A 23718-nucleotide genomic window follows, 5' to 3' on the forward strand; every position below is an offset into this window, starting at 1 on the left:
CCCTCTTTGCCATTCGGGGTTTTTGTTGTATTTTCTCTGGCAAATATGACTTTTTGACTGGAGCCCCCGATGCAGTTCAAGATCAAGTTCACCCCTGTTGCCCTCGCACTGGCCTTTGCCGGCAGCGCCTACGCCCAGGACACCATCAAGATTGGCCACGTCGCCCCTGTATCGGGTCCCAACTCCCACCTGGGCAAGGACATGGAAAACGGCGCCCGCATGGCCGTCGAAGACCTTGGCGCCAAGGGCGTCAAGATCGGCGGCAAGGCGGTCAAGTTCGTCGTCCAGTTCGAGGACGATGCCGGCGACCCGAAACAGGGCACCACCGCCGCGCAGAAACTGGTGGACGCCAAGGTACTGGGCGTGATCGGCCACCTGAATTCCGGCACCACCATCCCGGCCTCCAAGATCTACTTCGACGCCGGCATTCCGCAGATTTCCCCGGCCGCTACGTCGCCGGTGTACACCAAGCAGAAATTCAACACCGCCTTCCGCGTGGTCGCCAACGACAATAAGCTGGGCGGCACCCTCGGCGCCTACGCCGTGCAGAAGCTGGGCGTCAAGAAGATCGCCGTGATCGACGACCGCACCGCTTACGGCCAGGGCGTGGCCGACGAATTCGTCAAAGGCGCCAAGAAAGCCCTGCCGGGCGTGCAAGTGGTCGGCAAGGAGTTCACCAACGCCAATGCGACCGACTTCAACGCCATCCTGACCAACATCAAGTCCAAGAATCCGGACCTGGTATTCTTCGGCGGGATGGACTCGGTGGGCGGCCCTCTGCTGCGCCAGATGAAGGCGCTGGGCATCACCGCCAAATTCATGGGCGGCGACGGCGTCTGCACCGATGCGCTGTACCGCCTGTCCGCCGGCGCTGCTGCAGACGGCGTGGTCACCTGCGCCGAAGCGGGCGGCGTGACTGCCGACATGCAGAAGAACATGGATGACTTCCGTGCCCGCTACAAGAAGAAGTACGGCCAGGAAGTGCAGTTGTACGCACCGTATGTGTACGACGCCATCATGACCATGGCCGACGCCATGGAAAAAGCCAATTCGTCCGAGCCTGCCAAGTACCTGCCGGTGCTGGCCAAGATCAAGCACCAGGGCGTGACCGGCCTGGTTGAATTCGACCAGTTCGGCGACATCAAGGATGGCGCGTTGACCCTGTTCACTTACAAGGGCGGCATCAAGACCAGGATGGAAGTAGTCAAGTAATACACGAGAATTATCGGGGGGGAGCCCGTGGGCCGCCAGCCAGCATGGCGGCCCATTTTCGTTTCAGGAGAAAGTGCAATGCAAACCAAAACCATCATCGCCGCCATCGCTTTGGCCTTTGCTGGCGCCGCAAGCGCCCAGGAATTGGTCAAGATCGGCTACGTTGGCCCGCTGTCCGGCCAGTCCGCCCATTTGGGCAAGGATAACCAGAGCGGCGTCCGCCTGGCGGTGGAAGACTTGAACGCCAAAGGTTTCAAGGTTAACGGCAAGGCGGTCAAATTCGAGATGGTGTCCGAAGACGACGCCGGCGACCCTAAGCAGGGTACTTCGGCTGCGCAGAAACTGGTCGACGCCAAAGTGCAGGGCGTGATCGGCCACCAGAATTCCGGCACCACCATCCCTGCCTCCAAGATCTACTACGACGCAGGGATTCCGCAGATTTCCGCCTCGTCCACCAGCCCGGTGTATACCAACCAGGGCTTCAACACCACCTTCCGCGTGGTGGCGAACGACTTCAAGCTGGGCAGCTCGCTGGGCAAATACGCGACCCAGAAACTGGGCGCCAAGCGCATCGCAGTGATCGATGACCGCACCGCCTACGGCCAGGGCGTGGCCGCCGAATTCCTGAAGGAAGCCAAGAAAGGCGCCGGCGTGCAGATCGTGGACAAGCAGTTCACCACCGATAAGTCGACCGACTTCAACGCCATCCTGACCTCGATCCGTTCCAAGAACCCGGACCTGGTATTCTTCGGCGGCATGGACTCGGTGGGCGGCCCTCTGCTGCGCCAGATGAAGGCATTGGGCATCAAGGCCAAGCTGATGGGCGGCGACGGCATCTGCACCGAAGCACTGCCGAAGCTGTCGGGCGGCGCCGACGACGTGGTGGTATGCGCGGAAGCCGGCGGCGTGACAGCGGAGCAGGAGAAAAAGCTGGACGAATTCGCCGTCCGCTTCAAAAAACGCTACGGCTACGACGTGCAGATTTACGCCCCGTACGCCTATGATGCAACAATGGCCATCGCCCACGCCATGGCCGACGCCAAGTCGACCGACCCGGCCAAGTACCTGCCCTTCCTGAAGAAGGTCAAGCATGACGGCATCAGCGGCACTATCGCCTTCGACGCCAAGGGCGACATCAAGGACGGCGCCTTGACGCTGTTCGGCTACAAGGCCGACAAGAAGACGCGCATCGAAGTAATCAAATAAAAAAAAGCCGGGCTCGCCCGGCTTTTTTAAGTCAACCCCAATTCATTTCTGCGACAGGACCCATTTCACCAGGGTCTTGGCTTCCGCCTCGCTTACCTGCGGGTTGGCTGGCATTGGGACTGCGCCCCACACGCCGGAACCGCCCTTCATCACTTTCTGTACCAGCTTGGCTTCAGCATCTTTCTGCCCGGCGTACTTGGCAGCGACATCTTTGTATGCCGGGCCAACCAGCTTGGTGGCCACTGCGTGGCACGCCATGCAGTTTTTGGCCTTGGCCAGGTCAGCATTTGCGAAAGCAGCCTGCGACGAGAAAGCCGCGGTTACCAGGAAACCAACCAACAGTGAACGTTTCATTTTCATCTCCGGGAAAAAAACTGACACAATTCTACTCCACAACGCACGCTGCGTATTATGGGTTGACCGTTAGCTGGATATTGCTATGATGGAATACTAAGGAGTTTTCCATGCCCATTATTTTATTGATAATCGCCCTCGTGGCACTGAAGTACTTTGAAGTCTGGAAGTTCGCCGACCTGTCGTGGTGGTGGATCATCGGCGCCATGGCCGCCGCCTTCCTCTGGTTCGAGTTCATCGAACCGATGCTGGGACTGGACAAGCGCAAGGCCCACAACGTCGACGAGCAACGCCGCAAAGACCGCGTCAAGAAGGCCTTCGACGACCTCAAGAAACGTAAGTAAGCGTCTGGCCATCCAGGCGCCGTGCGCCCCCTCCTGTAGCGCTGCCCGCTGAACCGGGCAGCGGCTCAGGGCTTCAAGATGATTCGCTACCACGATCAGCCACGAACTGGGCTTCAGCAGCGACTCAGGCATGCGCCGCATGTTCAAGGACCTGACCAACCTCACCCCAGCCCAATACCACCTTAACTACAGCAGATGAAAGTCGGGGTCAGCTCCGGCAATCGGACATTCTGTCCGATTGCCGGAGCTGACCCCGACTTTTAATTACTTACGCGCGAGCTGGCTGAGGTCGCGTACTGCGCCGCGGTCGGCGGAGGTGGTCAGCGCGGCGTAGGCTTGCAGGGCTTGCGAGACGTAGCGCTCCCGATTCTCCGGTTTCCAGGCGTCGGCGCCGCGCGCTTCCATTGCGGCACGGCGCGCTGCCAGCGTATCCGGCGTTACGCGCAGGTTGATGGTGCGCGATGGGATGTCGATGTCGATCATGTCGCCCTCTTCCACCAGGCCGATCGCGCCGCCTTCCGCCGCTTCCGGCGAGGCGTGGCCGATCACCAGGCCGGACGAGCCGCCCGAAAAGCGGCCGTCGGTGAACAGCGCGCAGGCCTTGCCCAGGCCTTTCGATTTGATGTACGAAGTCGGGTACAGCATCTCCTGCATGCCCGGGCCGCCTTTCGGGCCTTCGTAGCGAATGATGACGACGTCCCCTTCGTGCACGGAATCGCCCAGGATGCCTTCCACCGCTGCGTCCTGGCTTTCGAATACGCGTGCCTTGCCGCTGAATTTCAGGATCGATTCATCGACGCCGGCGGTTTTCACGATACAGCCCTTTTCCGCGATGTTCCCGTACAGGACTGCCAGGCCGCCGTCCTTCGAGTAAGCGTGTTCCAGGTCGCGGATGCAGCCGGTGCTGCGGTCCAGGTCTGAGGAGGCGTAGCGTTCGGATTGCGAGAACGCCACCTGGGTCGGTACGCCGCCCGGCGCTGCACGGAACAGCTGGTGCACCGCTGCGTCGTCGCTGCGCTTGATGTCGTACTTTTCGATGGCGTCGCCCATGGTCGGGCTGTGCACGGTGTGCTGGGTGGTGTCCAGCAGGCCGGCGCGCGCCAGTTCGCCCAGGATGGAAATGATGCCGCCTGCGCGGTGCACGTCTTCGATGTGGAATTTGTCGGTCATTGGCGCCACCTTGCACAGGCAAGGTACCTTGCGCGAGATACGGTCGATGTCGGCCATGGTGAACAACACGCCAGCTTCGTGCGCAGCAGCCAGCAGGTGCAGCACGGTGTTGGTGGAGCCGCCCATCGATACGTCCAGTGCCATCGCGTTCTCGAACGCTTCCTTGCTGGCGATGGAGCGCGGCAGCACGGTGTAATCATCCTGTTCGTAGTGGCGCTTGGCCAGCTCCACGATCAGGCGGCCGGCGCGCAGGAACAGTTCCTTGCGGTCGCTGTGGGTGGCGACGATGGTGCCGTTGCCAGGCAAGGACAGGCCCAGCGCTTCGGTCAGGCAATTCATCGAGTTGGCAGTGAACATGCCGGAGCAGGAACCGCAGGTCGGACAGGCCGAACGCTCGATTTCCGCCACGTCGGCATCGGATACGCTGCTGTCGCCGGCCTTGATCATGGCGTCGACCAGGTCCAGCTTGATGATCTTTTCGCCGCCGTTGACAGCCTTGACCACCTTGCCCGCTTCCATCGGGCCGCCGGAGACGAAGACTGCCGGGATATTCAGGCGCATGGCAGCCATCAGCATGCCGGGCGTGATCTTGTCGCAGTTGGAAATGCAGACCATGGCGTCGGCGCAGTGGGCGTTGACCATGTATTCCACCGAGTCGGCGATCAGGTCGCGCGAGGGCAGCGAGTACAGCATGCCGCCGTGGCCCATGGCGATGCCGTCGTCGACTGCGATGGTGTTGAATTCCTTGGCCACGCCGCCGGCTGCTTCAATCTCGCGCGCGACCAGCTGGCCCAGGTCTTTCAGGTGGACGTGGCCCGGTACGAACTGGGTGAAGGAGTTGACCACGGCGATGATCGGTTTATTGAAATCGCCGTCCTTCATGCCGGTGGCACGCCACAGGGCGCGAGCGCCTGCCATATTGCGGCCTTGGGTGGTGGTGTAGGAACGGTATTGCGGCATGGCGGGGTCTCCTCAGTAAGAGTCCTAGGGTGCCTCGCCCATGGCGAGTTGTCAAATATATGATATGCACTGCTGTGATATGCTTTGCGAATGAATATCGAACTTCGCCAGCTGCGCTACTTCGCCACCGTCGCCGAGGAGCTGCATTTCGGCCGTGCTGCGCGCCGCCTGCATATGACCCAGCCGCCGCTGTCGCAAACCATCATGGCGCTGGAAGAGATGCTGGGCGCACCGCTGTTCGAGCGTAACCGGCGCGGCGTGGCGCTGACGGCTGCCGGCGAAGCCCTGCTGCCGGAGGCGCGCCGCCTGCTCGAACAATCGGCCGGGCTGGCGGCGCTGGTGCAGCGCGCCGCCACCGGCGCCAGCGGGCGGCTGTCGCTGGCTTTCGTGTCCTCTGCCGACTACAGCGTGCTGCCGCCTACCCTGCGCGCCTATCGCGCTGAATACCCGCAAGTCGAAATCACGCTGAAGGAGGCCACGTCCGACCTGCAGCTCGACGACCTGCTGGAAGGCCGGGTCGATGCCGGCCTGCTGATCCCTCCCCTGCCCGACCGCGCCCGCCAGGAACTGGAATACCTGCCCGTGCTGAGCGAGCCGCTGGTGCTGGCCGCGCCTGCGGGACTGCCGGCCGTGGCGCATGCAGGCAAGCGCACCGGCGCCGCCGATCTGCGCAAGCTGGCCGGCCTGCCGCTGATCATTTTTCCGCGCCATATCTCGCCCGGGCTGTACGACGCCATCCTGTCGGTGTTCCGCGATGCCGGCATCACCGCCGAGGTGGCGCAGGAAGCGATCCAGATGCAGACCATCGTCAGCCTGGTATCGGCTGGCATGGGTATCGCACTTGTGCCACAATCCGTGTCGAATTTGCGCCGCCCCGGGGTGGAGTACCTGCCCCTGGTCCAGAGCACGCCGCTGGTGGAAACCGGCCTGGCCTGGCGGCGCGACAATGCCTCGCCCGTGCTGCGCGGCTTTTTGGAATTAATGAGAAAGAGAATCTGAATGCCGTTAATGCATCCAATGCCCGATCCGGTCGCCATCCACCTGGGTCCTGTGGCGATCCACTGGTATGGCCTGATGTACGTCCTGGCTTTTGCCATGTTCATCGGGCTTGGCCGCCTGCGCATCAAGCTGCCGCATATCGCCGCGCAAGGCTGGACCAAGGAAGACCTGGACGACATGCTGTTCTACGGCATGCTGGGTGTGATCGTCGGCGGACGCCTGGGCGAAGTATTCTTCTACCAGCCGGAAATGCTGCTGACGCCACTGCGCATCTTCAAAGTGTGGGAAGGCGGCATGAGCTTCCACGGCGGCTTCCTCGGCGTGTTGATCGGCATGGCGCTGTGGGCGCGCAAACGCAAGCGCAACCTGCTGGACGTGTATGACTTCATCGCGCCGCTGGTACCGCTCGGTTATGCCGCCGGCCGCATGGGCAACTTCATCAATGCCGAGCTGCCGGGCCGCGTGGTCAGCGATCCAAGCCTGCCCTGGGCGATGATCTACCCGAATGTGGGCCCGATGCCGCGCCACCCTTCGGCCATCTACCAGATGCTGGTCGACGGCATCCTGGTGTTCTGCATCCTGTGGCCATTCGCCCGCAAGGCCCGCCCACGCCTGGCGGTCGGCGCCCTGTATGTGCTGCTGTATGGCTGCGCGCGTTTCTTCACCGAGTGGTTCCGCACCCCGGACTGGGAAATCACCGTAGCCGGCCTGCCGGTCACCTCGGGCCAGATGCTGTCGCTGCCGATGATCGTCGGCGCCATCATCATGCTGGTGTGGGCCTACCGCTCAAACCAGCCCGATAGCGCCGGCCAGCGCGCCTGAGGCAATCAGCCACAAGGGATTCAATTTGGTCGCATAGGCCGCCGCTGCGGCGGCCAGCGCCAGCACGATGCCGCGCCACCCGGCGCCGGCCACACTCAGGAAGGTCCACGCGGCGCCGGCCAGCATGCCGGCCGCCAGCGGCGCCAGCGCATCGCGCAGCGCACCGGCCCAGCGCCCTTCCCCGCCGCCATGGCGGTTGATCACCGTCCCCAGCGCCAGCACCAGGCAGGACGAAGGCACAATCGCCGCCAGCGTCACCACGACCGCGCCCAGCCAGCCCTTGACCATCCAGCCGATCAGCGTCACGAACAGCAGGTTCGGGCCGGGCGCAGCTTGCGCCAGCGCGTACATGGCCGCGAACTGTTCGTCCGTCAGCCAATGGTTCTGCACCGAGACGTAATGGTGCACATCCGGCGCCACCAGCACCACCCCGCCGCCGATTGCCGTTAGCGACAGCAGCGCCAGGTGCCAGGCGAGGCCGCCCAGTTTGACGTCGTCGTTCATGGCTTCCTCCAGACAAAGGCAAACAGCAGGAAGCCGATCGGCACCAGCGTGGCCACGACCGTGATCAGCCCAACCTTCGCCACGCCAAGGCCGACAAAGGCCGCCGCCAGCAGCGCGACCTGGACCGCCCGGCGCGCGCGCAAGGCAGTGCCGCGCAACATGCCGAGCGCCAGCTTCAGCGCGGTAGCGAGGATCAGCCCCGACGCAGCGGCAGCCATCCCGCGCATGGCGTTGACGAAGATTGGATGGTGGGCCAGGCCCTGGTAAGCAGCCCCCAGCGCGATGACGATGAAAAACGGGCCGAGCAGGAGCCCAGCCAGCGCCGAGAAGCCGCCCGCCACGCCGGCATAGCGCTGGCCGACCATGACGGACAGGTTGCAGATGGTGGGGCCTGGCAGGAGCTGTGCGATGCTGAGGAGCTGGCCGAATTCGGCGGCCGTCAGCCACTGCGTGCGTTCGACCAGGTGGCGGTAGGCAAACGGCAGCACGCCGCCGAATCCCTGTATCGCCATGTGCGAGAAAACCTTGAACAGCGCCCAGCATCCTACCCGTGCATCCTGCATCGCATCCCCCTTACTGCGCCGCGCATTCCCTCAGGCGAATGCGTGATAGAACATATAGCCCGCCAGTGCAAACAGCACCACGGCAAAGACCCGCTTGAGCGCCGCCACGTCCATCTTGTGTGCCATGCGCGCGCCAAGCGGCGCCATGATCACGCTGGCAGCCACGATCACCGCCAGCGCCGGCAGGTAGACGAAGCCCAGCGAATGCTGCGGCAAGCCCGGCTCCGACCAGCCGTAGTAAATATTCGACAAGGTGCCCGACAGCGCGATCGGGAAGCCCAGCGCGGCGCTGGTTGCCACCGCCTGGTGAATACGCACATTACACCACGCCATGAACGGCACCGAGATAAACCCGCCCCCGGCACCGACCAGCCCCGCCATGGTGCCGATCGCGCCACCGGCAGCGAACATGCCCGCCGTGCCAGGCAGTTCACGCCCGGCCGAAGGCTTTTTGTTGCGCAGCATCTGCGCCGCGGAGAATGCCACGAACAGCGCAAACAGCAGCGACAACGCGGAAGTATTCATCTGCTTGCCGATCCAGGGCCCGATCCACGAGCCGATCACGATGCCCGGCGCCAGCAGCGCCACAATGCGCCACTGCACCGCGCCGTGCCGGTGGTGCGCCCGTACCGAAGACATGGAGGTAAACATGATCGTGGCCAGCGAGGTCGCAATCGCCATGTGCACCACCAGCGCGGGTGGAAAGCCCTTGGCCGTGAAGATCATGGTAATGAAGGGAACCAGCACCATGCCGCCGCCAATTCCCAGCAAACCAGCTGCGTATCCGCCCCCGGCCCCCATCAGGAGCAGGAGGCCGACCAGGCTCCAATCCATCAATCGCCCTTCAGCAGCGCCATCACATGCTTCCACTGGGCCGGCGTGACCGGCGTGATCGACAGGCGGCTGCCTTTTTGCAGCACCACCATGTCCTCAAGCTGCGGCAGCGAGCGCATTTCGGCCAGCGACAGCAGGCGCGTCTTGCGCACGCCTTTCACATCGACGGAAATCCAGCGCGGCTGCTCCTGCGTCGCCTTCGCATCGTAGTAATGGCTCTTGGGATCGAACTGGGTGGCATCGGGATAAGGCCCGCTGGCCACTTCCGCGATGCCGGCAATGCCAGGCTCGGGACAGGAGGAATGGTAGAACAGGACGCCGTCGCCCGGCTTCATCGCATCGCGCATGAAGTTGCGGGCCTGGTAGTTGCGCACACCGAACCACGGCATCGTCCTGCTTTTGGCAGACATGACGTCGTCGATGCTGACCTCGTCGGGCTCAGACTTCATCAACCAATATTGCATGGCTCTCCTCTGGGCGTAAAAAAACGGTTGCGCACCCTCAGGTGCAGGCAACCGCTTTTATGGAATGAGGCCCCGCCTGTGCCGTTATGCCGGCATCCCGAACCTTACGGTTCAAGGTGGTTGCAGTTAGTTCAACTTCGGGTTCATCAGACAAGTGACGCTCACGCCCGCCGAACAAATTTCCGCAACCGATGCATGTAAATGGTTCAAGGAATATATGGCAAATCTCGAACACCGCAGGGTGACACGAAGTTTACTCCTCAAACGTTTTGCGGGAAAGGCCTTTAAGACAATTTTTGGAGATTAGAAGAGATTCTCTTGCGGCGTCAGCGCATTGTCGAGCACCTTGTGCATGGCGCCCAGCTTCTCCTGCACCTCCAGCATGGACGGGCCGCCGTTGGCAGTCTTCGATGCCAGGAATTCAGCCGCCATGCCCAGCGCCGCCATCACGGCGATGCGGTCATTGCCCTTGATCTTGCCGGCGTCGCGGATTGCATTCATCTTTTTGTCGAGCAGGTTGGCCGCTTCGCGCAGCGCGCGCTCTTCATCGGCCTTGCATGCCAGCTTGTAGGGCTGGCCCATGATGGTCACGTCGACATGGATCATTGGGCATCCTCAGGAGTATCTGCTTCGGCAGCGGGAATTTTATCCAGCAGCGCCATTACGCGGGCGTGCGCTTCCCCGAGGCGGCGTTGGTATTCAAGGTTATCGGCCACCAGGGCTGCATTGGCCTGGCGCAACTGAGCGTTCTCGCGGCGCAAAGACTGCGCGAGTTCCGCAAGGCGGTCGATTTTGTCGGAAAGTTCTTGGAAGTCTGCGATCATCCCGAAACTATAGAGCCGCACGATTGTGCGGTCAACTTGGTGTTATAGATGCTTACGATTGTAGCTCATTTGTAAGCGTGCCCTGCGATCTTCCGCGCCGCCGCCGCGATGTCGATCCACACATCCTTGAACGCGCCGCAAATATCGGCCAGGTCATGGCCTAGTTCCCTGAACCAGATGCCGAGGCTCATGTTCCGTCTCCCGTGATTGAACCCCGCCATTACACCAGGCGAAAATGACAGGACGGCCCGCGCTTTGATTACAAATCTGTAATCGGGCGCCGCCCGCATTGACGGCGCTTTGGCATTTCCAGACAATGCTGGGGATGAAAGCCCTACTGGTAGAAGACGAACAGCGGATCGCGAGCTTTGTATGCAGCGGATTGCGCGAACAAGGCATCCTGGTGGACCATTGCGAAGATGGGAACCTGGGCTATGACTACGCGCTGTCACGCCAGTACGACATCATCCTGCTCGACATCATGGTGCCGGGCCGGGACGGCCTGGCGATCCTGAAAGCGCTGCGCCGCGACGGCCGCGACACGCCGGTGATCCTGCTCACAGCGCGCAATGAACTCGACGACCGGCTCCAGGGCCTGAACCTGGGCGCCGACGATTACCTGGCCAAGCCGTTCTACATGGAAGAACTGGTCGCCCGCATCCACGCGCTGCTGCGCCGTGTCAGCGGCGAACGGCAGAACGTGCTGACGGCCGGCCCGCTCAAGCTGGACCGGCTGACGCGCGTGGCGGAACTCGACGGCCGCGAAGTCGAACTGACCAGCCGCGAATTCAATTTGATGGAATACCTGATGCGCGCGCCGGGCCGGGTCTACACCCGCACCCAGATCCTCGAGCATGTTTGGGGCTACGACTTCGACCCGCAAACCAATATGGTCGACGTCTGCATCCAGCGCCTGCGCAAGAAACTGGCCCTGCCCGAGCACGTCGCCATCGAAGCGGTGCGCGGCGTCGGCTACCGCCTGCGCAAGCCGGACGGCGACGCATGAAGCCTGCGCGCCGGCCGTTCATCCGCTCCTTCCGCATCCGCATTGCGCTGATCACGACCGGCCTGGCCGTCGGCGTCATTGCGGCGCTGTTCATCGCCTCCGCCCTGGCTGTCGTCGCACGCCGGGCCAGCATCCTGGACCGCATGATGGTAGCGCACCTGGCGGGGCCCGGTTTCAGCACCAGATCGCCGACAGTATGGCCCTCGATCGATGCCCACCTGAACGCCAGCTTCAGTGCCTTTGCGCCAATCGAAAGCACGGAGAATTTCGCCATCCTGCGCGCCGTGGACGACCAGGCAGGCCAGCTTTACCGGAGTCCGAACTGGCCGGCTTCCCTGCTGGTGCCGGAGGCTGCCGACAGCGAACTGCGCACCTACTACGGCGGCGGTACGCAGTGGCGCATCGGCCAGACGCGGCGCGGCAGCGTCGTGGTGCAACTCGGCGTGAACACCACCTTGTCCGAGGCCCAGCTGAAGGCCACCATCTGGCGCTTTGGCGGCGCCGTGATCCTGCTTTGCCTGGCGGTCGGCGGCGTGGCCTGGTACCTGGCCGGCCGCGCCATGCGCCCGATCGAGCACTTGAGCGGCGTGATGGAGCGCATCCGCGCCAGCGATTTGCGGCAGCGCGTGGCGGCCGATGAAGAGGTGCAGGAATTCGAACGCCTGGTCACCGTCTTCAATGACATGCTGGACCGGCTGGAGCGCAGCTTCCTGCAGTCGGCCCGCTTTTCCGGCGATGCCGCGCACGAGCTGCGCACGCCGGTCTCGATCCTGCAGGGCGAACTGGAACGCGCCTTCGAGCGGGCCGGCGCCTACCCGGAACTGGAACAGTCGCTGGCCGACATGCTGGATGAAGTGCGCCGCCTCGACAACGTCGTGCGCAAGCTGCTGATGCTGTCGCGCGCCGATGCCGGCCAGCTGCAGATCCCGCTGCAGGCGCTCGACCTGGTGCCGATCCTGCGCGAGCTGGCCGACGACCTGGACATGATGGCGCCCGAGCGCCCGTTGCGGCTCGACCTGCCGGCGCGCATGGATGCGCGGGGCGATGCCGACCTGCTGCGGCAGGTGCTGCAAAACCTGGTCAGCAACGCGGTCAAGTACGGCGTGCCGGAGGGCTGGATCGCCATCGCCGCCCGCCGCACCGGCACCGGCTGGCAAATCGACGTGGCCAACGCTTCGGCCGGCATCGCCTTCGAACAGCGCGACCGGCTGTTCGACCGCTTCTACCGCGCCGGCCATGCCTATGACCGCCGCGTGGCGGGCGTGGGACTGGGCCTGGCGCTGGCGCGCGAAATCGCCCGCGCCCATGGCGGCGAACTGCGCCTGTCCGACTGCACGCCAGCCCAGCTCACCTTCAGCCTGTCCCTGCCGGCAGGCGCAAGCGACAACTGACTAGCAATTCAGGCATATCAAGCTCCCAAGAAATATAACCGTCCGGAAACGCTAAACACCTCTCGTTCATAGAGCGGGCGCCGGCGCGCACCTGCCCTGCGCACGCTTGCATGAGCTGCCGTTGCGATAGCAAGCTGAACTTGTCATTATTTATTTACGAAAAGACCACAAATTCTGACAAGTTATGCTGGGAGGGACTATGCAGTACAAGCAGGTCGAACGGGTCGACACTGCGCTCGATGCCACACGCGCCGACGACCCTTTTCGCGATGACCGCTTGCTGGCGGAGATGCAGGACATCGTCACCGGGGAGAACACCTTCGGAATCAGATTAGTCGACACGCCCGAAGGGCGTAGCCAGGCGAGCATGCTGATTCACAAGATGTACGCCTGGCGTGGCCTGGAAGGCACCCATGCACTCACCGACGACCCGAACCGCGTCACGCTCATGGCGCACAGCCGCGACGAAGCAGTCGGCACGCTGACCCTCGGGCTGGACAGCCCGTCCGGCATCCTGGCCGACCAGCTGTTCGGCGCCGAAATCGACGCCTTCCGGGCGCGCGGCAAACGCGTCTGCGAATTCATCAAACTGGCCTTCGACATGGGGCCAAAATCGAAGAGCTACCTGGCGGCACTGATCCACCTGGCCGTCATGTATGCCTACGATATCCACCGCTTCGACGTCCTGTTCATCGAAGTCACGCCGCGCCATCGCCAGTTCTACCAGCGCATGCTTGGCTTCCGCCAGCTCGGCGAAGAGGTGGTCAATCCGCGCGTCAACGTGCGCGGGGTGCTGATGCACATCGAACTGTCGTACATGAAGGAGCAGATCCGCCGCTTCGGCGGGCAGCCCGATTCCGACGAACGTTCTTTCTATCCGCTGTTCTTCTCGCAGCATGAAGAAGCGGGAATCATCCATCGGCTGCGGGAACAGGAATAAGCCATGGCTGAATCCAACACCGAACGCCGCTTCGACTATGCGCAAGCGTTCTCGCGCAATATCGGCTGGGTTACCGGGGCAGAGCAGGAAGCGCTGCGCAACAAATGCGTGGCGATTGCCGGCGCCGGCGGCGTGGGCGGCGTGCACCTGCTGACGCTGGCGCGCATGGGCGTGGGCGCTTTCCACCTGGCCGACTTCGATACCTTCGACATCCCCAACTTCAACCGCCAGGCCGGCGCCTTCATGTCGACGCTGGGCCAGCCCAAGGTTGACGTGATGGCACGCATGGCGCGCGACATCAACCCCGAAGTGAAGATCCGCACCTTCCCGCAAGGGGTCAACCAGGGCAACCTGCGCGACTTCCTGCAAGGTGCCGACGTGTACGTCGACGGGCTGGACTTTTTCGCCTTCGAGGCGCGCAAGCAGACCTATGCCATGTGCGAGGCGCTGGGCGTGCCGGCCACCTGTGCGGCGCCGCTGGGCATGAGCGTGGCCGGCCTGAACTTCGTGCCCGGCGGGATGAGCTTCGAAGAATACTTCGGCTGGGGCGACTTGCCGGAGCTCGATATGGCAATCCGCTTCCTGGTCGGACTGGCGCCGACCGCCCTGCACCGCAGCTACCTGGTACCCGGCGGTATCAACCTGGCGGAACGGCGCGGCGCCTCGACCTCGATGGCCTGCCAGCTGTGCTCAGGCGTGGCGGCCACCCAGGCCATCAAGATGATGCTCAAGCGCGGCAAGCTGCTGGCCGCACCGCATGGCTTCCAGTACGACGCCTATCGCGACAAGTTCGTCCATACCTGGCGCCCGGGCGGCAATCGCCACCCCTTGAACTGGCTGGCGATCCAATTAGCCAAGCGCAAATTCTCGGCAATGCTGGCTGAGCAATCAAAATAAATATGGATTAATTTTAAATTAATACTCACGCTGCCCGCGACATAAAAAGTCACACAAAATATCAAACCATGCGAATGCTCACCAAATATATCACCCAAGTCGTTGAATTTGCTACTTAATTTTGAGAAGCTACATGTCGGAATATTTTACAGAACGGGCCGAGCAACGCAAACAACATGGTTTGAAAGTTAATACTAAGCGTTTGTTTTTTGGCGGTATTTTAAATGTGGCATACGGATTGCTTTGGATAAGGATCATGGCCTGATCAAATTTAATGCTCAGTCATCCCAAAACTGGTGCTCTATCCTCTCAACGGAGAAATGTAATGAAGATTCTCACACCTAGCGTTCGCGGCCTCGCCGCCAGCATGCTGCTTGCGTTTGGCGCGCTGGCGACCGGCAGCGCAGCCGCTGCACCTTCTTTCCAGGTGAACCCAACCGGACTGGCACCTGCTGGCAATATCTTCACGGCCGACGCCCTCAACGGCGTTTCGTCTGCGCGCGTCGCCTATACGGGCGTGGGCAACAACTACGTGTCCAACGGCTACATCGTCTTCAGCGGCTTTTCCCTGAATTCGAACAATGTCTCGACCGCCGATACCCGCGTCAACTTCGACTACGGCTTGTACGCCACCTTCCACCAGGACTTCACTTGCAGCGGGATTCTTGGCCCGGGCGTATCCTGCACCCCGACCGCCCTGTCGCTGCAGCTGTGGGCCGATGTCGGCAACGACAATACCTATAACCAGGCGGTGGTCGGCACCGATCCTTCGGTGAACTTCGCCGGCGCACAAACCCAGCTGGCCTGGTCCGACTTCGCCTACAACGGCGTGGGCGGCATCGACAACCTCGGCGGCGTGTTCCAGAACGTCACCATGAGCTGGTTCCTGACCGCGGAAGGCAAGGACTACTTCTTTGACCCGGATCCGTTCTACAGCGCATCGTTTGCGGCGTTCAACAACACCACGCAAGGCGTCGATTGCGATACCGTCGACTGCACCAACGCCCTCGACATTGCCATCACCCAGGAAGGCGGCATCCTCGATTTCGTCGCCCCCGTCCCTGAACCGGGCGTGCTGGGCCTGCTCGGCATCGGCCTGCTCGGCATGGCTGGCGTGTATCGCCGCAAACAGCGTTAATCTCCACGCATGACGAAAATGGGACCGGCAACGGTCCCATTTTCATTTCCAGCCCCCGCTTTTGCCCCCTCTCCGCCCCTCGCGCGCCACGACATTGCCTCCTTGGCATGATTGCCATCAATTCAACGCTTGATCAAACGCAAAGAAATTCCCTTGAAAAGGGAAAGTGTCGTCCCTATAATTGTTGGCACTCGTTAGCCGAGAGTGCTAACAACTGTCAATAAACCGAGTAAAAGGAGTTTTGTATGAACCTTCGCCCTTTGCATGACCGCGTCATCGTCAAACGCCTGGACCAGGAAACCAAGACCGCGTCCGGCCTGATCATCCCTGATGCAGCTGCTGAGAAACCAGACCAGGGTGAAGTGCTGGCAGTTGGCAACGGCAAAGTTGCTGACAACGGCACCGTGCGTGCTCTGGAAGTGAAAGTGGGCGACCGCGTTCTGTTCGGCAAATACGCCGGCCAAGCCGTTAAAGTTGACGGCCAGGAACTGCTGGTAATGCGCGAAGAAGACATCATGGCCGTGGTACAGAAGTAATCACAGCCCCCCCTAGATAGACAGAATTCAGGAGAAAACAAACATGGCAGCTAAAGAAGTCATTTTCGGCGATTCCGCCCGTGCCAAGATGGTCGAAGGCGTGAACATCCTCGCCAACGCAGTTAAAGTCACCCTGGGCCCTAAAGGCCGCAACGTGGTGCTGGAGCGCTCCTTCGGCGCCCCGACCGTCACCAAGGACGGCGTGTCGGTCGCTAAAGAGATCGAACTGAAAGACAAGCTGATGAACATGGGCGCGCAGATGGTCAAGGAAGTTGCTTCCAAGACCTCCGACAACGCCGGTGACGGTACCACCACCGCAACCGTGCTGGCCCAGGCCATCGTGCGCGAAGGCATGAAATACGTTGCCGCCGGCATGAACCCAATGGACCTGAAGCGCGGCATCGACAAGGCAGTTGCTGCCACCGTCGAACAGCTGAAGTCCATGTCCAAGCCAACCACCACCTCCAAGGAAATCGCCCAGGTTGGCGCGATCTCCGCCAACTCCGAAACCTCGATCGGCGACCGTATCGCTGAAGCGATGGAAAAAGTGGGCAAGGAAGGCGTCATCACCGTGGAAGACGGCAAGTCCCTGCACGACGAGCTGGACATCGTGGAAGGCATGCAGTTCGACCGCGGCTACCTGTCCCCATACTTCATCAATAACCAAGAGAAGCAAGTTGCCGTACTGGAGAACCCATTCGTTCTGCTATGCGACAAGAAGATCGCCAACATCCGCGACCTGCTGCCGGTACTGGAGCAAGTAGCGAAAGCCGGCCGTCCACTGCTGATCATCGCTGAAGACATCGAAGGCGAAGCACTGGCGACCCTGGTGGTCAACAACATCCGCGGCATCCTGAAGACCTGCGCAGTGAAAGCTCCTGGCTTCGGCGACCGTCGCAAGGCAATGCTGGAAGACATCGCCATCCTGACCGGCGGCCAGGTTGTTGCTGAAGAAGTCGGCCTGACCCTGGAAAAAGCCACCCTGGCAGAACTGGGCCAAGCCAAGCGTATCGAAGTGGGCAAGGAAAACACCATCGTCATCGACGGCGCAGGCGAAGCCTCCGCGATCGAAGGCCGCGTGGCACAGATCCGCACCCAGATCGAAGGCGCGACCTCCGACTACGACCGCGAAAAACTGCAAGAGCGCGTGGCCAAGCTGGCCGGCGGTGTTGCCGTGATCAAGGTTGGCGCAGCCACCGAAGTCGAAATGAAAGAGAAGAAGGCACGCGTTGAAGACGCACTGCACGCAACCCGCGCAGCTGTGGAAGAAGGCATTGTTCCAGGCGGCGGCGTAGCCCTGCTGCGTGCCCGCGCCAACCTGAACGTGAAAGGCGACAACGCCGACCAGGAAGCAGGTATCAAGATCGTCCTGCGCGCAATGGAAGAGCCACTGCGCATGATCGTCACCAACGCCGGCGAAGAAGCTTCGGTGGTTGTAAACGCAGTGCTGGCTGGTTCCGGCAACTACGGCTACAACGCTGCCAACGGCACCTACGGCGACATGGTTGAAATGGGCGTCCTGGACCCAGCCAAGGTAACTCGTTCCGCACTGCAGAACGCAGCTTCCATCGCTGGCCTGATGCTGACCACCGACTGCATGGTTGCTGAAGTCACGGAAGACAAGCCAGCCGGCGGCATGGGCGGTATGGGTGGCATGGGCGGCATGGGTGGCATGGACGGCATGATGTAATCAGCCGGCTCACCGAGCTCACAAAAAAGCCCACTTGCCAGAACGCGGCCCAGCCCGCGCTCTGTGCGGGTGGGCTTTTTTCATTTCCTGTTCTTGTACCTCTGATCGCGAGTCTCCCAGTTGGGCTTGTGGGCACTTGGGGCGCTAGCCGTATCTGGCCACTGCCTTTGCCATGACAATCGCAACCATTGCATACGTTTCCGCAATCGACAATGATGTCCGAGACCGCACCACTGACGCATGGAAGGCTCTTGCCATCCAGCGGATGCACGCAATCATTACCAACTCCACATCCTGACCATGCTCAACACGCGCATCGTGGCGACTCATCCCTTGTTCAACCGCCAGCAGATGGTGAGGTAAGGACGCAAAAAAGTTCGCTGATAGACTCGCCACCATGACAATCGCAACCATTATCTGCCCCGCTCACGGCGAAAGCGGCTTCGTTTACGTTTGCAGCCATTTGATCGGGAATCCGGCTCAAAAATGGCATTGCGGCTACCCTGAAAAAGATGCCGCCTGGCGCGACGCCTGGTGTGCGGTATGTAATGAGGTATATGAGCGTGAAGGCGGATGGAACGCCATGAACGAAGGTGAAGTCGAGATCGATGTAATTTGCGGGCATTGCTATGAAGGCGCCATGGCGCAAAGCATCACCTGCCTGGACGACGCCAGGCAGGCTGAATGGACTCACTACCTGGAGACCTTGCGCAAAGCCGAATGGGCCCAGCCAGGAGCCATGACCGATGTCTTCGGCCTCCGGAATTATCCGGTCTGGGACTGTTACCAGCGAAGCGCGCAACTGGTTTTCATTCACGGCGATCACTTGCAGATTGTGGCCGACGTCGAATTCGTCGGCACCCATTCAACCGACAGCAATACCTGGACGTGGTCCTGGGCGAACTTCGACCTGCTGGAGCCAGTTCGCTCCCGCATCGCTGCCTTTCGCGACTTTGGCGAACAGCGCGCTTATCCCCGCCTCACTGTCCCGACATGGAGAGCCGATCATCAGGATGCGAAGGACATGACTGTCGTGGCCGCAGACGTATTGCGCGGCATAGGGTGCTTCGCGATCAAAACAGATGGCGGCTATCACCACATGGTCGTTATGTCGGTAAAACGGCGCGAGTGAGCAAGCCTGCACTCAACCGTGCTACAATCACAATAACTTTTGCGCAACGTTCATTTAATTTCGACAAGATGAAGAAACTTCTGACCGCCTTCCTGTTTTTCGCTGCAGGCTCCGCCTACGCCGGCCCGATCGACCTGATCACCAATGGCAGCTTTGAAAAGAACCCGATAGCCGCTGGTTCCTGGACCATCAAATCCGGGCTCGATGGATGGAGTGTAGGTTCGAAGGGCGTTGAAGTACGCAATAACGTGGCCGGCACAGCGCAGGACGGCGGCAACTTCCTGGAGCTGGATTCCACGGGCAATAGCTGGATCAGCCAGACCATCGACACCATTGCTGGCGGCGAGTACAACCTGTCCTTTTTCTATGCCCCGCGTGAAAATACCTCGGCTGCCACCAACGGCATTGACGTCCTGTGGAACGGCAACCTGCTGAAGCACGTCGAGCAGGACAACTTCACCTCCAAGACCAACTGGTTCAAGATTGAGTTGTCGATGTTTGCTGTTGGCAGCCTGTCGAACCTGAGTTTCAAGGCTTCCGGCATCAGCGACAGCATCGGCGGTTCGCTCGATAACGTCTCGCTGACGGCCGCCGTACCGGAGCCGGCAACTATCGCCTCGCTGCTGCTCGGCCTGGGCATGATGGGTTTAACCCTGCGCCGCCGCAAGCAGTAAGCGTCCACTCTCCGTACTCGGAAGCCTGCCAGGTTCACGCCTCGCAGGCTTTTTTACTCTGCCTGCCGGCTCATCAATTCATTGAGTCAGCTGTGCGTTGCGGATCACCGCCCTCAGAAGTTCGGCGCCCGCAGGAAAGTCTTCGCCGTTGACCCGGCAATCGGCAGCGAGCATGCCATTATCATCCCTGCACGCGTATAAACGGATGCCGAAGAATGCCTGCGCTGCAAGCTGCTCGCTGAAGGCATCAATCGAATTCGTGAACGGGCAGCAGGGGCAGGAATCGTGGTCGCCGCACTCCTCTCCGGCAGGGGTGGCTGTCATGTGGTGCGCGTATGGCCCCATGAACACTTTGCGCAGTAAGCCAGGGGCGCCATCCTCCGAGGGCTGCGGCATTTCCCACGCGCCGCCTCCAAAATTGGGATTCAGATCTGTTAGTATTGGCGCACTTTCACCGCAGGGATGCGCAACATATGTCTTCTTCCCGTAAATCTGCTATCGCCGGTAGCGTTGCCGGTCTTCTTGTTGCCGCTGTCGGCGCCTGGTACGCAAGCAATCACAAGCCCAATATGACAGCAACGTCGACGGTGGTCGCCGCGGCCGCCTCCGTGCAAGCGGCGAAAGCGAACGTAAGCCGCGACCAGGCGGTGGAAAAGCTGATGGCGCTGCCGGAATTGAAACAGCTGGCCGATGCCATCGAAAAACGCAGCGGCGGCGAGCGGCATGGCGCGCTGCTTGAAACCGATCCGGCGCCGCGCGATGTGAAAGGCAGCCCCTACTACCAGCTCATTTTCGTGGAAAACGGCGACGACATGGCGCAAGCTGTGGCCAGCTTCCTGGTCTCGCACGTGAACGGCGAAATCCTCGTGGAAGATGATGTCAGCGGCGAGCTGATGTCGCTCGATCAATGGCGTAAAGGCTTGAAGGAATAGTCCATGTACACCCTCTACTACGGCCGCGGCACGGCGAGCCTTGCGATCCACGCGGCCCTGAAAGAGATCGGCGCGCCTTACCAGCTGGTGGAAGTCGACATCGAAGCGGGCCAGCAGCGCAGTCCGGAATACCTGCGCATCAACCCGCAGGGCAAGGTCCCTGCCCTCATCATCGACGGCAAGCCCTTCACCGAATCGGCTGCCCTCATGATGATGCTTGCCGAACGCCACCCGCAATCGAACCTGGCGCCGCCCGCCGCTTCGCTGGCGCGCGCCGAATGGTATGAATTGATCATGATGCTGGCAAACAGCCTTGGCAATAATTTCCGCCTGTGGTTCTACCCGGCCGACCTCGCCGGCACGAAAGAAGACAGCGCGCTGCGCAGCGCCATCCAGCAACGCATCGAATCAACGTGGGCGATGCTGGATGCCCGCCTGGCCGATAACGGCCCTTACCTGCTGGGCGAATCGTTCTCCGGCGCGGACCTGATGCTGACCATGTATATGCGCTGGTCGCGTAATATGGCGCGTCCTGCAACTGCCTGGCCGGCATTGCAAAAATATGCCGACATGATGCGCGCCCACCCAAGCTGGCGCCACATTACGCAAGTCGAAGCACTCACTGGATGGTAAAAGATGTTCAAGAAGTTGTTTGCGGCGTTCAGCGCCAAATCGAAAACCCGCGCTGATGCGCCTTACGGCACGGAAGATTTGAATACCGTGCATAAGATGCTGTTCGCCGACGATGTCGGCCAGCTCTTTGGCGAAGCTCCCGATGCACGGGTGGTGCAAGCCATCGCGCAAGACCCCAACGAAGAATCGCGCGTGCGCCTGCTGGCAGCGCAATGGCTGCGCGCCAGCGGCCATGTGCCTGCCGCAGCGGAAGTACTTGGCGTAGTCATCGAAGTGCCGCTGGACGGCAGCATGGACACCCTGGCCGCCTACGCCGACGGGCGCGTGCGCTACATCAACCAGACCGGCCGCACCGCAGTATTCGAAGGTGCGCCGGCCGATGTGGCGGCGCAGGCGAAAGCGCTGGTGGCAAGCGCCATTCCGGCCTTTATCAAGGCCTCCCGGCAAAAGCCGGTATATGCGCCCGGCGCGGGCCAGTTGCGCTTTACTTTCCTGTCGCAGGATGGCAACCGCGTCACCGACGGCTTCTTCAGCGACATCGTGCGCGACGAACTGGCCAAGCCCGTCCTCGAGCAAGGCCAGCGCCTGCTGGACCTGGTGGTCAGGCAGGGGAACGCGCAGTAAGCGGCGCGGGTGCGCCCTGCACTCGCCCAACCCACCACACCGAGAAGAACAACAGCGCCGACGCTATGAGGCCGATGGTTCCATAGCCAAGCACGTGGCCCGCCGCATCGGTATGCACCAGCAGGCCGCCGGCAAACGCGCCAATCCCCGTTCCCATCTGCTGTACCGCCGCATTCGCGCTCAGGAAGGCGCCGCGCCGCTGCGGCTCGGGGATGGTGGTCAATAGCGCCTGCAGCGGCACGAAACGGCCGGACATCGCCACCATGAAGAACGGGAAGAACAGCATGATCGCCAGCAGCGGGATTTGCGGCATGTGGGTCATGAACAGCGTTGGCGCGATGGAGAACAGCGCCATCCAGCGAAACACGCGCTGCTTGCCGGCCTTGTCCGACCAGCCGCCAATCAGGCGTGAGCTGAACAGGGTTGCAATGCCGCCGCACAGGTAGACGTAGCTGATCTGCGCCGGCTCGATGCCGAGGTTGCCGACCAGCATGGGCGAAATGAAGGGGATCACCATCATGCCGCTGACCGTGACCACAAAGCACAGCAGGAAGCCGCGTAAGTGGGCGCCTACCGTAAACAAGCCAAACAGCTCGGGCAGCACGCGTGCCAGCGGCACCGGTGCGTTCGCCAGGTGCGCAGTCATCGATGGCAGCGTGCGCGCAGCGGCTACCCATACGATCATCGACAGCACGACCAGCAGGTAGAACGGCGACTGCCAGCCGAAGTGCGCGCCGAGCATCACGCCGACCGGCACACCCGCAATCGCGGCCATGCTGAAGGAAGTCATCACGACACCGGTGGCGGCGCCGCGGCGTTCCTGCGGAATCAGGTCGGCGATGACGGACATGCTGATCGCACCGAGCACGCCGCCGGTCATGCCGGCAAAGGCGCGCGACAGTACCAGCACGTGGAAGTTCGGCGCCAGCGCGCAGGCCAGGTTCGACAGGTTGAACAGCATGAACACCACCAGCTGCAGCTTCTTGCGGTCAAAACGGTCGGCATAGGTTGCCGCCAGCAAGCCGGAAAGCCCGGCGCACCACGCGTAGGCCGACACGGCGCCGGAAACCTGGGCCGCCGAGATGGCGAACGCCTTCATCAGCTGCGGCGCGAGCGGCATCATGACCATGAAGTCCATGATGACGGTGAATTGGATGAACGCCAGCAGCCAGAGCACCGTGCGTTCGCGTTGAGGAGTGAGTTTCTGGGTCATCAGCTAAGTTGGTTAATGTCGTTGATGGCGCGCTTGAGGATAGCGCGAATTGCGTCGACGTGCTCGCGGCTGGTACGCGGTCCGCGGCCGCGGGTGATCACCGCGTCTTTCAGCGCGTGCATCAGGGTGCGCAGATCGCCACCGTCCTCGCCGCGCGCGTTCTCGACCAGGCGCGCCATGTAGGCATCCACCATATTGCGGTTCTCATCGAGGAACTGCTGCCCTTCCGGCAGCACCGAATACAGCTTCTTGTTGCCGTCCTTGACGATGTCGACATGGCCCATGTCGGCCATCATCGACAGCAGCGGGTAAATCGCGCCCGGGCTGGGCGAATAGCTGCCGCCGGTCAGCGCTTCCAGCTCCTTGATGATCTCGTAGCCATGGCGCGGCTTGTCGGCAATCAGCTGCAGCACCACGTAGCGCATGGCGCCTGCATCGAACATCTTGGGACCGCGGCCGCCGCCGCGCTGGTGATGGTGGTGCTCATGATGCAGCCGATGGTGGCCACGGAAGAAATGGAACATCGCTTTCTCCTGAATAGTTAAGATATATCGTAATAAGACATATCTTAACTTATTTTTTGCAAAATGCAAGAAGCCTGGAATGTTAAATCCCGCATGGAAGGCAAGCAGCGTGCGCCACACAATGGGCTCACA

At 61.6% G+C, this 23718-nt stretch carries 29 protein-coding genes and 1 other RNA gene; 17 read left to right on the forward strand and 13 right to left on the reverse strand.

Features of this window, described 5'->3' with window-relative positions; all coding sequences use genetic code 11:
* The first annotated feature begins 69 nt into the window (after window positions 1-69).
* The gene (locus tag ASE26_RS15680) at window positions 70-1212 is read left to right on the forward strand and encodes a branched-chain amino acid ABC transporter substrate-binding protein (protein WP_055930297.1); all 1143 of its coding nucleotides are present in this window, start codon (window positions 70-72) and stop codon (window positions 1210-1212) included.
* A gap of 78 nt (window positions 1213-1290) precedes the next feature.
* Window positions 1291-2418 carry a branched-chain amino acid ABC transporter substrate-binding protein gene (locus ASE26_RS15685; protein WP_057246530.1) on the forward strand — a complete coding sequence of 376 codons (1128 nt, stop codon included), beginning with the start codon at window positions 1291-1293 and terminating at the stop codon, window positions 2416-2418.
* 42 nt (window positions 2419-2460) lie between these two features.
* Here the strand turns inward: ASE26_RS15685 and ASE26_RS15690 are convergent, their stop codons facing one another.
* A complete protein-coding gene (locus ASE26_RS15690) occupies window positions 2461-2772 on the reverse strand; it encodes a c-type cytochrome (protein WP_055931820.1) in 312 nt (103 codons plus the stop codon).
* A gap of 110 nt (window positions 2773-2882) precedes the next feature.
* Between ASE26_RS15690 and ASE26_RS15695 the strand changes: the two genes are divergently transcribed.
* A complete protein-coding gene (locus tag ASE26_RS15695) occupies window positions 2883-3116 on the forward strand; it encodes a TIGR04438 family Trp-rich protein (protein ID WP_055930291.1) in 234 nt (77 codons plus the stop codon).
* Between the two features lie 264 nt (window positions 3117-3380).
* Here the strand turns inward: ASE26_RS15695 and ilvD are convergent, their stop codons facing one another.
* Window positions 3381-5246: a dihydroxy-acid dehydratase gene (ilvD, locus tag ASE26_RS15700; protein WP_055930288.1), complete on the reverse strand. Its 1866-nt coding sequence runs from the start codon at window positions 5244-5246 to the stop codon at window positions 3381-3383.
* A 90-nt stretch (window positions 5247-5336) separates the two neighbouring features.
* Here ilvD and ASE26_RS15705 point away from each other — a divergent pair, with 90 nt between their 5' ends.
* Together ASE26_RS15705 and lgt are read left to right on the forward strand one after the other, a co-directional pair.
* Complete coding sequence (locus tag ASE26_RS15705; RefSeq protein ID WP_055930285.1) at window positions 5337-6245, forward strand: LysR family transcriptional regulator; 909 nt, start codon at window positions 5337-5339, stop codon at window positions 6243-6245.
* Window positions 6246-7067: a prolipoprotein diacylglyceryl transferase gene (gene lgt / locus ASE26_RS15710; protein ID WP_055930281.1), complete on the forward strand. Its 822-nt coding sequence runs from the start codon at window positions 6246-6248 to the stop codon at window positions 7065-7067.
* On the opposite strand, the gene ASE26_RS15715 is transcribed toward lgt, so the two are convergent.
* The 8 genes from ASE26_RS15715 to ASE26_RS31850 form a co-directional block, all read right to left on the reverse strand.
* Window positions 7032-7571 (reverse strand): chromate transporter, encoded by a 540-nt coding sequence (locus tag ASE26_RS15715; RefSeq protein ID WP_055930278.1) that lies wholly within the window; start codon window positions 7569-7571, stop codon window positions 7032-7034. The genes lgt and ASE26_RS15715 overlap by 36 nt on opposite strands.
* On the reverse strand, window positions 7568-8134 hold the full coding sequence (locus tag ASE26_RS15720; protein ID WP_055930275.1) for a chromate transporter: 567 nt from the start codon (window positions 8132-8134) through the stop codon (window positions 7568-7570). The genes ASE26_RS15715 and ASE26_RS15720 overlap by 4 nt, the downstream gene beginning before the upstream one ends.
* Before the next feature lie 30 nt (window positions 8135-8164).
* Complete coding sequence (locus ASE26_RS15725) at window positions 8165-8968, reverse strand: sulfite exporter TauE/SafE family protein (protein WP_055930272.1); 804 nt, start codon at window positions 8966-8968, stop codon at window positions 8165-8167.
* Window positions 8968-9432: an EVE domain-containing protein gene (locus ASE26_RS15730; protein ID WP_055930269.1), complete on the reverse strand. Its 465-nt coding sequence runs from the start codon at window positions 9430-9432 to the stop codon at window positions 8968-8970. The genes ASE26_RS15725 and ASE26_RS15730 overlap by 1 nt, the downstream gene beginning before the upstream one ends.
* Window positions 9433-9497: 65 nt before the next feature.
* Window positions 9498-9678: non-coding RNA, 6S RNA (ssrS, locus tag ASE26_RS30005), on the reverse strand.
* Window positions 9679-9735: 57 nt separating this feature from the next.
* A complete protein-coding gene (locus ASE26_RS15735; RefSeq protein ID WP_055930266.1) occupies window positions 9736-10038 on the reverse strand; it encodes a cell division protein ZapA in 303 nt (100 codons plus the stop codon).
* Window positions 10035-10256, reverse strand: coding sequence for a hypothetical protein (locus ASE26_RS15740; RefSeq protein WP_055930263.1), 222 nt, complete (start codon window positions 10254-10256; stop codon window positions 10035-10037). Before ASE26_RS15740 ends, ASE26_RS15735 begins: the two co-directional genes overlap by 4 nt.
* Before the next feature lie 65 nt (window positions 10257-10321).
* A complete protein-coding gene (locus ASE26_RS31850; RefSeq protein ID WP_255357000.1) occupies window positions 10322-10447 on the reverse strand; it encodes a hypothetical protein in 126 nt (41 codons plus the stop codon).
* Window positions 10448-10581: 134 nt separating this feature from the next.
* Between ASE26_RS31850 and ASE26_RS15750 the strand changes: the two genes are divergently transcribed.
* The 9 genes from ASE26_RS15750 (at window position 10582) to ASE26_RS31055 (ending at window position 19660) form a co-directional block, all read left to right on the forward strand.
* The gene (locus tag ASE26_RS15750) at window positions 10582-11262 is read left to right on the forward strand and encodes a response regulator transcription factor (RefSeq protein WP_055931816.1); all 681 of its coding nucleotides are present in this window, start codon (window positions 10582-10584) and stop codon (window positions 11260-11262) included.
* Window positions 11259-12653 (forward strand): cell wall metabolism sensor histidine kinase WalK, encoded by a 1395-nt coding sequence (locus tag ASE26_RS15755; RefSeq protein WP_057246531.1) that lies wholly within the window; start codon window positions 11259-11261, stop codon window positions 12651-12653. The genes ASE26_RS15750 and ASE26_RS15755 overlap by 4 nt, the downstream gene beginning before the upstream one ends.
* Window positions 12654-12852: 199 nt before the next feature.
* Window positions 12853-13593: an N-acetyltransferase gene (locus ASE26_RS15760; RefSeq protein WP_229208161.1), complete on the forward strand. Its 741-nt coding sequence runs from the start codon at window positions 12853-12855 to the stop codon at window positions 13591-13593.
* Between the two features lie 3 nt (window positions 13594-13596).
* Window positions 13597-14490, forward strand: coding sequence for a ThiF family adenylyltransferase (locus tag ASE26_RS15765; protein WP_057246532.1), 894 nt, complete (start codon window positions 13597-13599; stop codon window positions 14488-14490).
* 325 nt (window positions 14491-14815) lie between these two features.
* Window positions 14816-15628, forward strand: coding sequence for a flocculation-associated PEP-CTERM protein PepA (pepA, locus tag ASE26_RS15770; protein ID WP_055930251.1), 813 nt, complete (start codon window positions 14816-14818; stop codon window positions 15626-15628).
* 245 nt (window positions 15629-15873) lie between these two features.
* On the forward strand, window positions 15874-16164 hold the full coding sequence (groES, locus tag ASE26_RS15775) for a co-chaperone GroES (RefSeq protein ID WP_028101749.1): 291 nt from the start codon (window positions 15874-15876) through the stop codon (window positions 16162-16164).
* 43 nt (window positions 16165-16207) lie between these two features.
* Window positions 16208-17854: a chaperonin GroEL gene (gene groL / locus ASE26_RS15780; protein WP_055930248.1), complete on the forward strand. Its 1647-nt coding sequence runs from the start codon at window positions 16208-16210 to the stop codon at window positions 17852-17854.
* A gap of 397 nt (window positions 17855-18251) precedes the next feature.
* Window positions 18252-18986, forward strand: coding sequence for a DUF6882 domain-containing protein (locus tag ASE26_RS31050; protein WP_162259180.1), 735 nt, complete (start codon window positions 18252-18254; stop codon window positions 18984-18986).
* A 68-nt stretch (window positions 18987-19054) separates the two neighbouring features.
* A complete protein-coding gene (locus tag ASE26_RS31055) occupies window positions 19055-19660 on the forward strand; it encodes a PEP-CTERM sorting domain-containing protein (protein ID WP_055930239.1) in 606 nt (201 codons plus the stop codon).
* Between the two features lie 78 nt (window positions 19661-19738).
* Here the strand turns inward: ASE26_RS31055 and ASE26_RS15800 are convergent, their stop codons facing one another.
* Window positions 19739-19984 carry a DUF6348 family protein gene (locus ASE26_RS15800; RefSeq protein WP_156409950.1) on the reverse strand — a complete coding sequence of 82 codons (246 nt, stop codon included), beginning with the start codon at window positions 19982-19984 and terminating at the stop codon, window positions 19739-19741.
* Window positions 19985-20229: 245 nt separating this feature from the next.
* Between ASE26_RS15800 and ASE26_RS15805 the strand changes: the two genes are divergently transcribed.
* From ASE26_RS15805 to ASE26_RS15815, 3 genes are read left to right on the forward strand one after another with little or no spacing between them, the layout of a single operon-like run.
* The gene (locus ASE26_RS15805; RefSeq protein WP_229207131.1) at window positions 20230-20592 is read left to right on the forward strand and encodes a hypothetical protein; all 363 of its coding nucleotides are present in this window, start codon (window positions 20230-20232) and stop codon (window positions 20590-20592) included.
* 3 nt (window positions 20593-20595) lie between these two features.
* Entirely contained in the window at window positions 20596-21225 is a 630-nt protein-coding gene (locus tag ASE26_RS15810; RefSeq protein WP_057246536.1) for a glutathione S-transferase family protein, read from the forward strand.
* Between the two features lie 3 nt (window positions 21226-21228).
* The gene (locus tag ASE26_RS15815; protein WP_057246537.1) at window positions 21229-21849 is read left to right on the forward strand and encodes a hypothetical protein; all 621 of its coding nucleotides are present in this window, start codon (window positions 21229-21231) and stop codon (window positions 21847-21849) included.
* On the opposite strand, the gene ASE26_RS15820 is transcribed toward ASE26_RS15815, so the two are convergent.
* Window positions 21827-23062, reverse strand: a complete 1236-nt coding sequence (locus ASE26_RS15820; protein ID WP_055930226.1) for an MFS transporter — start codon at window positions 23060-23062, stop codon at window positions 21827-21829. The genes ASE26_RS15815 and ASE26_RS15820 overlap by 23 nt on opposite strands.
* Complete coding sequence (locus ASE26_RS15825) at window positions 23062-23586, reverse strand: PadR family transcriptional regulator (RefSeq protein ID WP_055930223.1); 525 nt, start codon at window positions 23584-23586, stop codon at window positions 23062-23064. The genes ASE26_RS15820 and ASE26_RS15825 overlap by 1 nt, the downstream gene beginning before the upstream one ends.
* Between the last annotated feature and the right edge of the window lie 132 nt (window positions 23587-23718).

Origin of the sequence: Duganella sp. Root198D2 (assembly GCF_001428585.1) — a bacterium.
Taxonomy (GTDB): domain Bacteria; phylum Pseudomonadota; class Gammaproteobacteria; order Burkholderiales; family Burkholderiaceae_D; genus Rugamonas.

What these genes read in the sequence shown, in the direction of transcription:
- ASE26_RS15680 (WP_055930297.1), top strand. Translation starts at nt 70, where the DNA reads ATGCAGTTCAAGATCAAGTTCACCCCTGTTGCCCTCGCACTGGCCTTT.
- ASE26_RS15685 (WP_057246530.1), top strand. Translation starts at nt 1,291, where the DNA reads ATGCAAACCAAAACCATCATCGCCGCCATCGCTTTGGCCTTTGCTGGC.
- ASE26_RS15690 (WP_055931820.1), bottom strand. Translation starts at nt 2,772, where the DNA reads ATGAAACGTTCACTGTTGGTTGGTTTCCTGGTAACCGCGGCTTTCTCG.
- ASE26_RS15695 (WP_055930291.1), top strand. Translation starts at nt 2,883, where the DNA reads ATGCCCATTATTTTATTGATAATCGCCCTCGTGGCACTGAAGTACTTT.
- ilvD (WP_055930288.1), bottom strand. Translation starts at nt 5,246, where the DNA reads ATGCCGCAATACCGTTCCTACACCACCACCCAAGGCCGCAATATGGCA.
- ASE26_RS15705 (WP_055930285.1), top strand. Translation starts at nt 5,337, where the DNA reads ATGAATATCGAACTTCGCCAGCTGCGCTACTTCGCCACCGTCGCCGAG.
- lgt (WP_055930281.1), top strand. Translation starts at nt 6,246, where the DNA reads ATGCCGTTAATGCATCCAATGCCCGATCCGGTCGCCATCCACCTGGGT.
- ASE26_RS15715 (WP_055930278.1), bottom strand. Translation starts at nt 7,571, where the DNA reads ATGAACGACGACGTCAAACTGGGCGGCCTCGCCTGGCACCTGGCGCTG.
- ASE26_RS15720 (WP_055930275.1), bottom strand. Translation starts at nt 8,134, where the DNA reads ATGCAGGATGCACGGGTAGGATGCTGGGCGCTGTTCAAGGTTTTCTCG.
- ASE26_RS15725 (WP_055930272.1), bottom strand. Translation starts at nt 8,968, where the DNA reads ATGGATTGGAGCCTGGTCGGCCTCCTGCTCCTGATGGGGGCCGGGGGC.
- ASE26_RS15730 (WP_055930269.1), bottom strand. Translation starts at nt 9,432, where the DNA reads ATGCAATATTGGTTGATGAAGTCTGAGCCCGACGAGGTCAGCATCGAC.
- ASE26_RS15735 (WP_055930266.1), bottom strand. Translation starts at nt 10,038, where the DNA reads ATGATCCATGTCGACGTGACCATCATGGGCCAGCCCTACAAGCTGGCA.
- ASE26_RS15740 (WP_055930263.1), bottom strand. Translation starts at nt 10,256, where the DNA reads ATGATCGCAGACTTCCAAGAACTTTCCGACAAAATCGACCGCCTTGCG.
- ASE26_RS31850 (WP_255357000.1), bottom strand. Translation starts at nt 10,447, where the DNA reads ATGAGCCTCGGCATCTGGTTCAGGGAACTAGGCCATGACCTGGCCGAT.
- ASE26_RS15750 (WP_055931816.1), top strand. Translation starts at nt 10,582, where the DNA reads ATGAAAGCCCTACTGGTAGAAGACGAACAGCGGATCGCGAGCTTTGTA.
- ASE26_RS15755 (WP_057246531.1), top strand. Translation starts at nt 11,259, where the DNA reads ATGAAGCCTGCGCGCCGGCCGTTCATCCGCTCCTTCCGCATCCGCATT.
- ASE26_RS15760 (WP_229208161.1), top strand. Translation starts at nt 12,853, where the DNA reads ATGCAGTACAAGCAGGTCGAACGGGTCGACACTGCGCTCGATGCCACA.
- ASE26_RS15765 (WP_057246532.1), top strand. Translation starts at nt 13,597, where the DNA reads ATGGCTGAATCCAACACCGAACGCCGCTTCGACTATGCGCAAGCGTTC.
- pepA (WP_055930251.1), top strand. Translation starts at nt 14,816, where the DNA reads ATGAAGATTCTCACACCTAGCGTTCGCGGCCTCGCCGCCAGCATGCTG.
- groES (WP_028101749.1), top strand. Translation starts at nt 15,874, where the DNA reads ATGAACCTTCGCCCTTTGCATGACCGCGTCATCGTCAAACGCCTGGAC.
- groL (WP_055930248.1), top strand. Translation starts at nt 16,208, where the DNA reads ATGGCAGCTAAAGAAGTCATTTTCGGCGATTCCGCCCGTGCCAAGATG.
- ASE26_RS31050 (WP_162259180.1), top strand. Translation starts at nt 18,252, where the DNA reads ATGACAATCGCAACCATTATCTGCCCCGCTCACGGCGAAAGCGGCTTC.
- ASE26_RS31055 (WP_055930239.1), top strand. Translation starts at nt 19,055, where the DNA reads ATGAAGAAACTTCTGACCGCCTTCCTGTTTTTCGCTGCAGGCTCCGCC.
- ASE26_RS15800 (WP_156409950.1), bottom strand. Translation starts at nt 19,984, where the DNA reads ATGACAGCCACCCCTGCCGGAGAGGAGTGCGGCGACCACGATTCCTGC.
- ASE26_RS15805 (WP_229207131.1), top strand. Translation starts at nt 20,230, where the DNA reads ATGACAGCAACGTCGACGGTGGTCGCCGCGGCCGCCTCCGTGCAAGCG.
- ASE26_RS15810 (WP_057246536.1), top strand. Translation starts at nt 20,596, where the DNA reads ATGTACACCCTCTACTACGGCCGCGGCACGGCGAGCCTTGCGATCCAC.
- ASE26_RS15815 (WP_057246537.1), top strand. Translation starts at nt 21,229, where the DNA reads ATGTTCAAGAAGTTGTTTGCGGCGTTCAGCGCCAAATCGAAAACCCGC.
- ASE26_RS15820 (WP_055930226.1), bottom strand. Translation starts at nt 23,062, where the DNA reads ATGACCCAGAAACTCACTCCTCAACGCGAACGCACGGTGCTCTGGCTG.
- ASE26_RS15825 (WP_055930223.1), bottom strand. Translation starts at nt 23,586, where the DNA reads ATGTTCCATTTCTTCCGTGGCCACCATCGGCTGCATCATGAGCACCAC.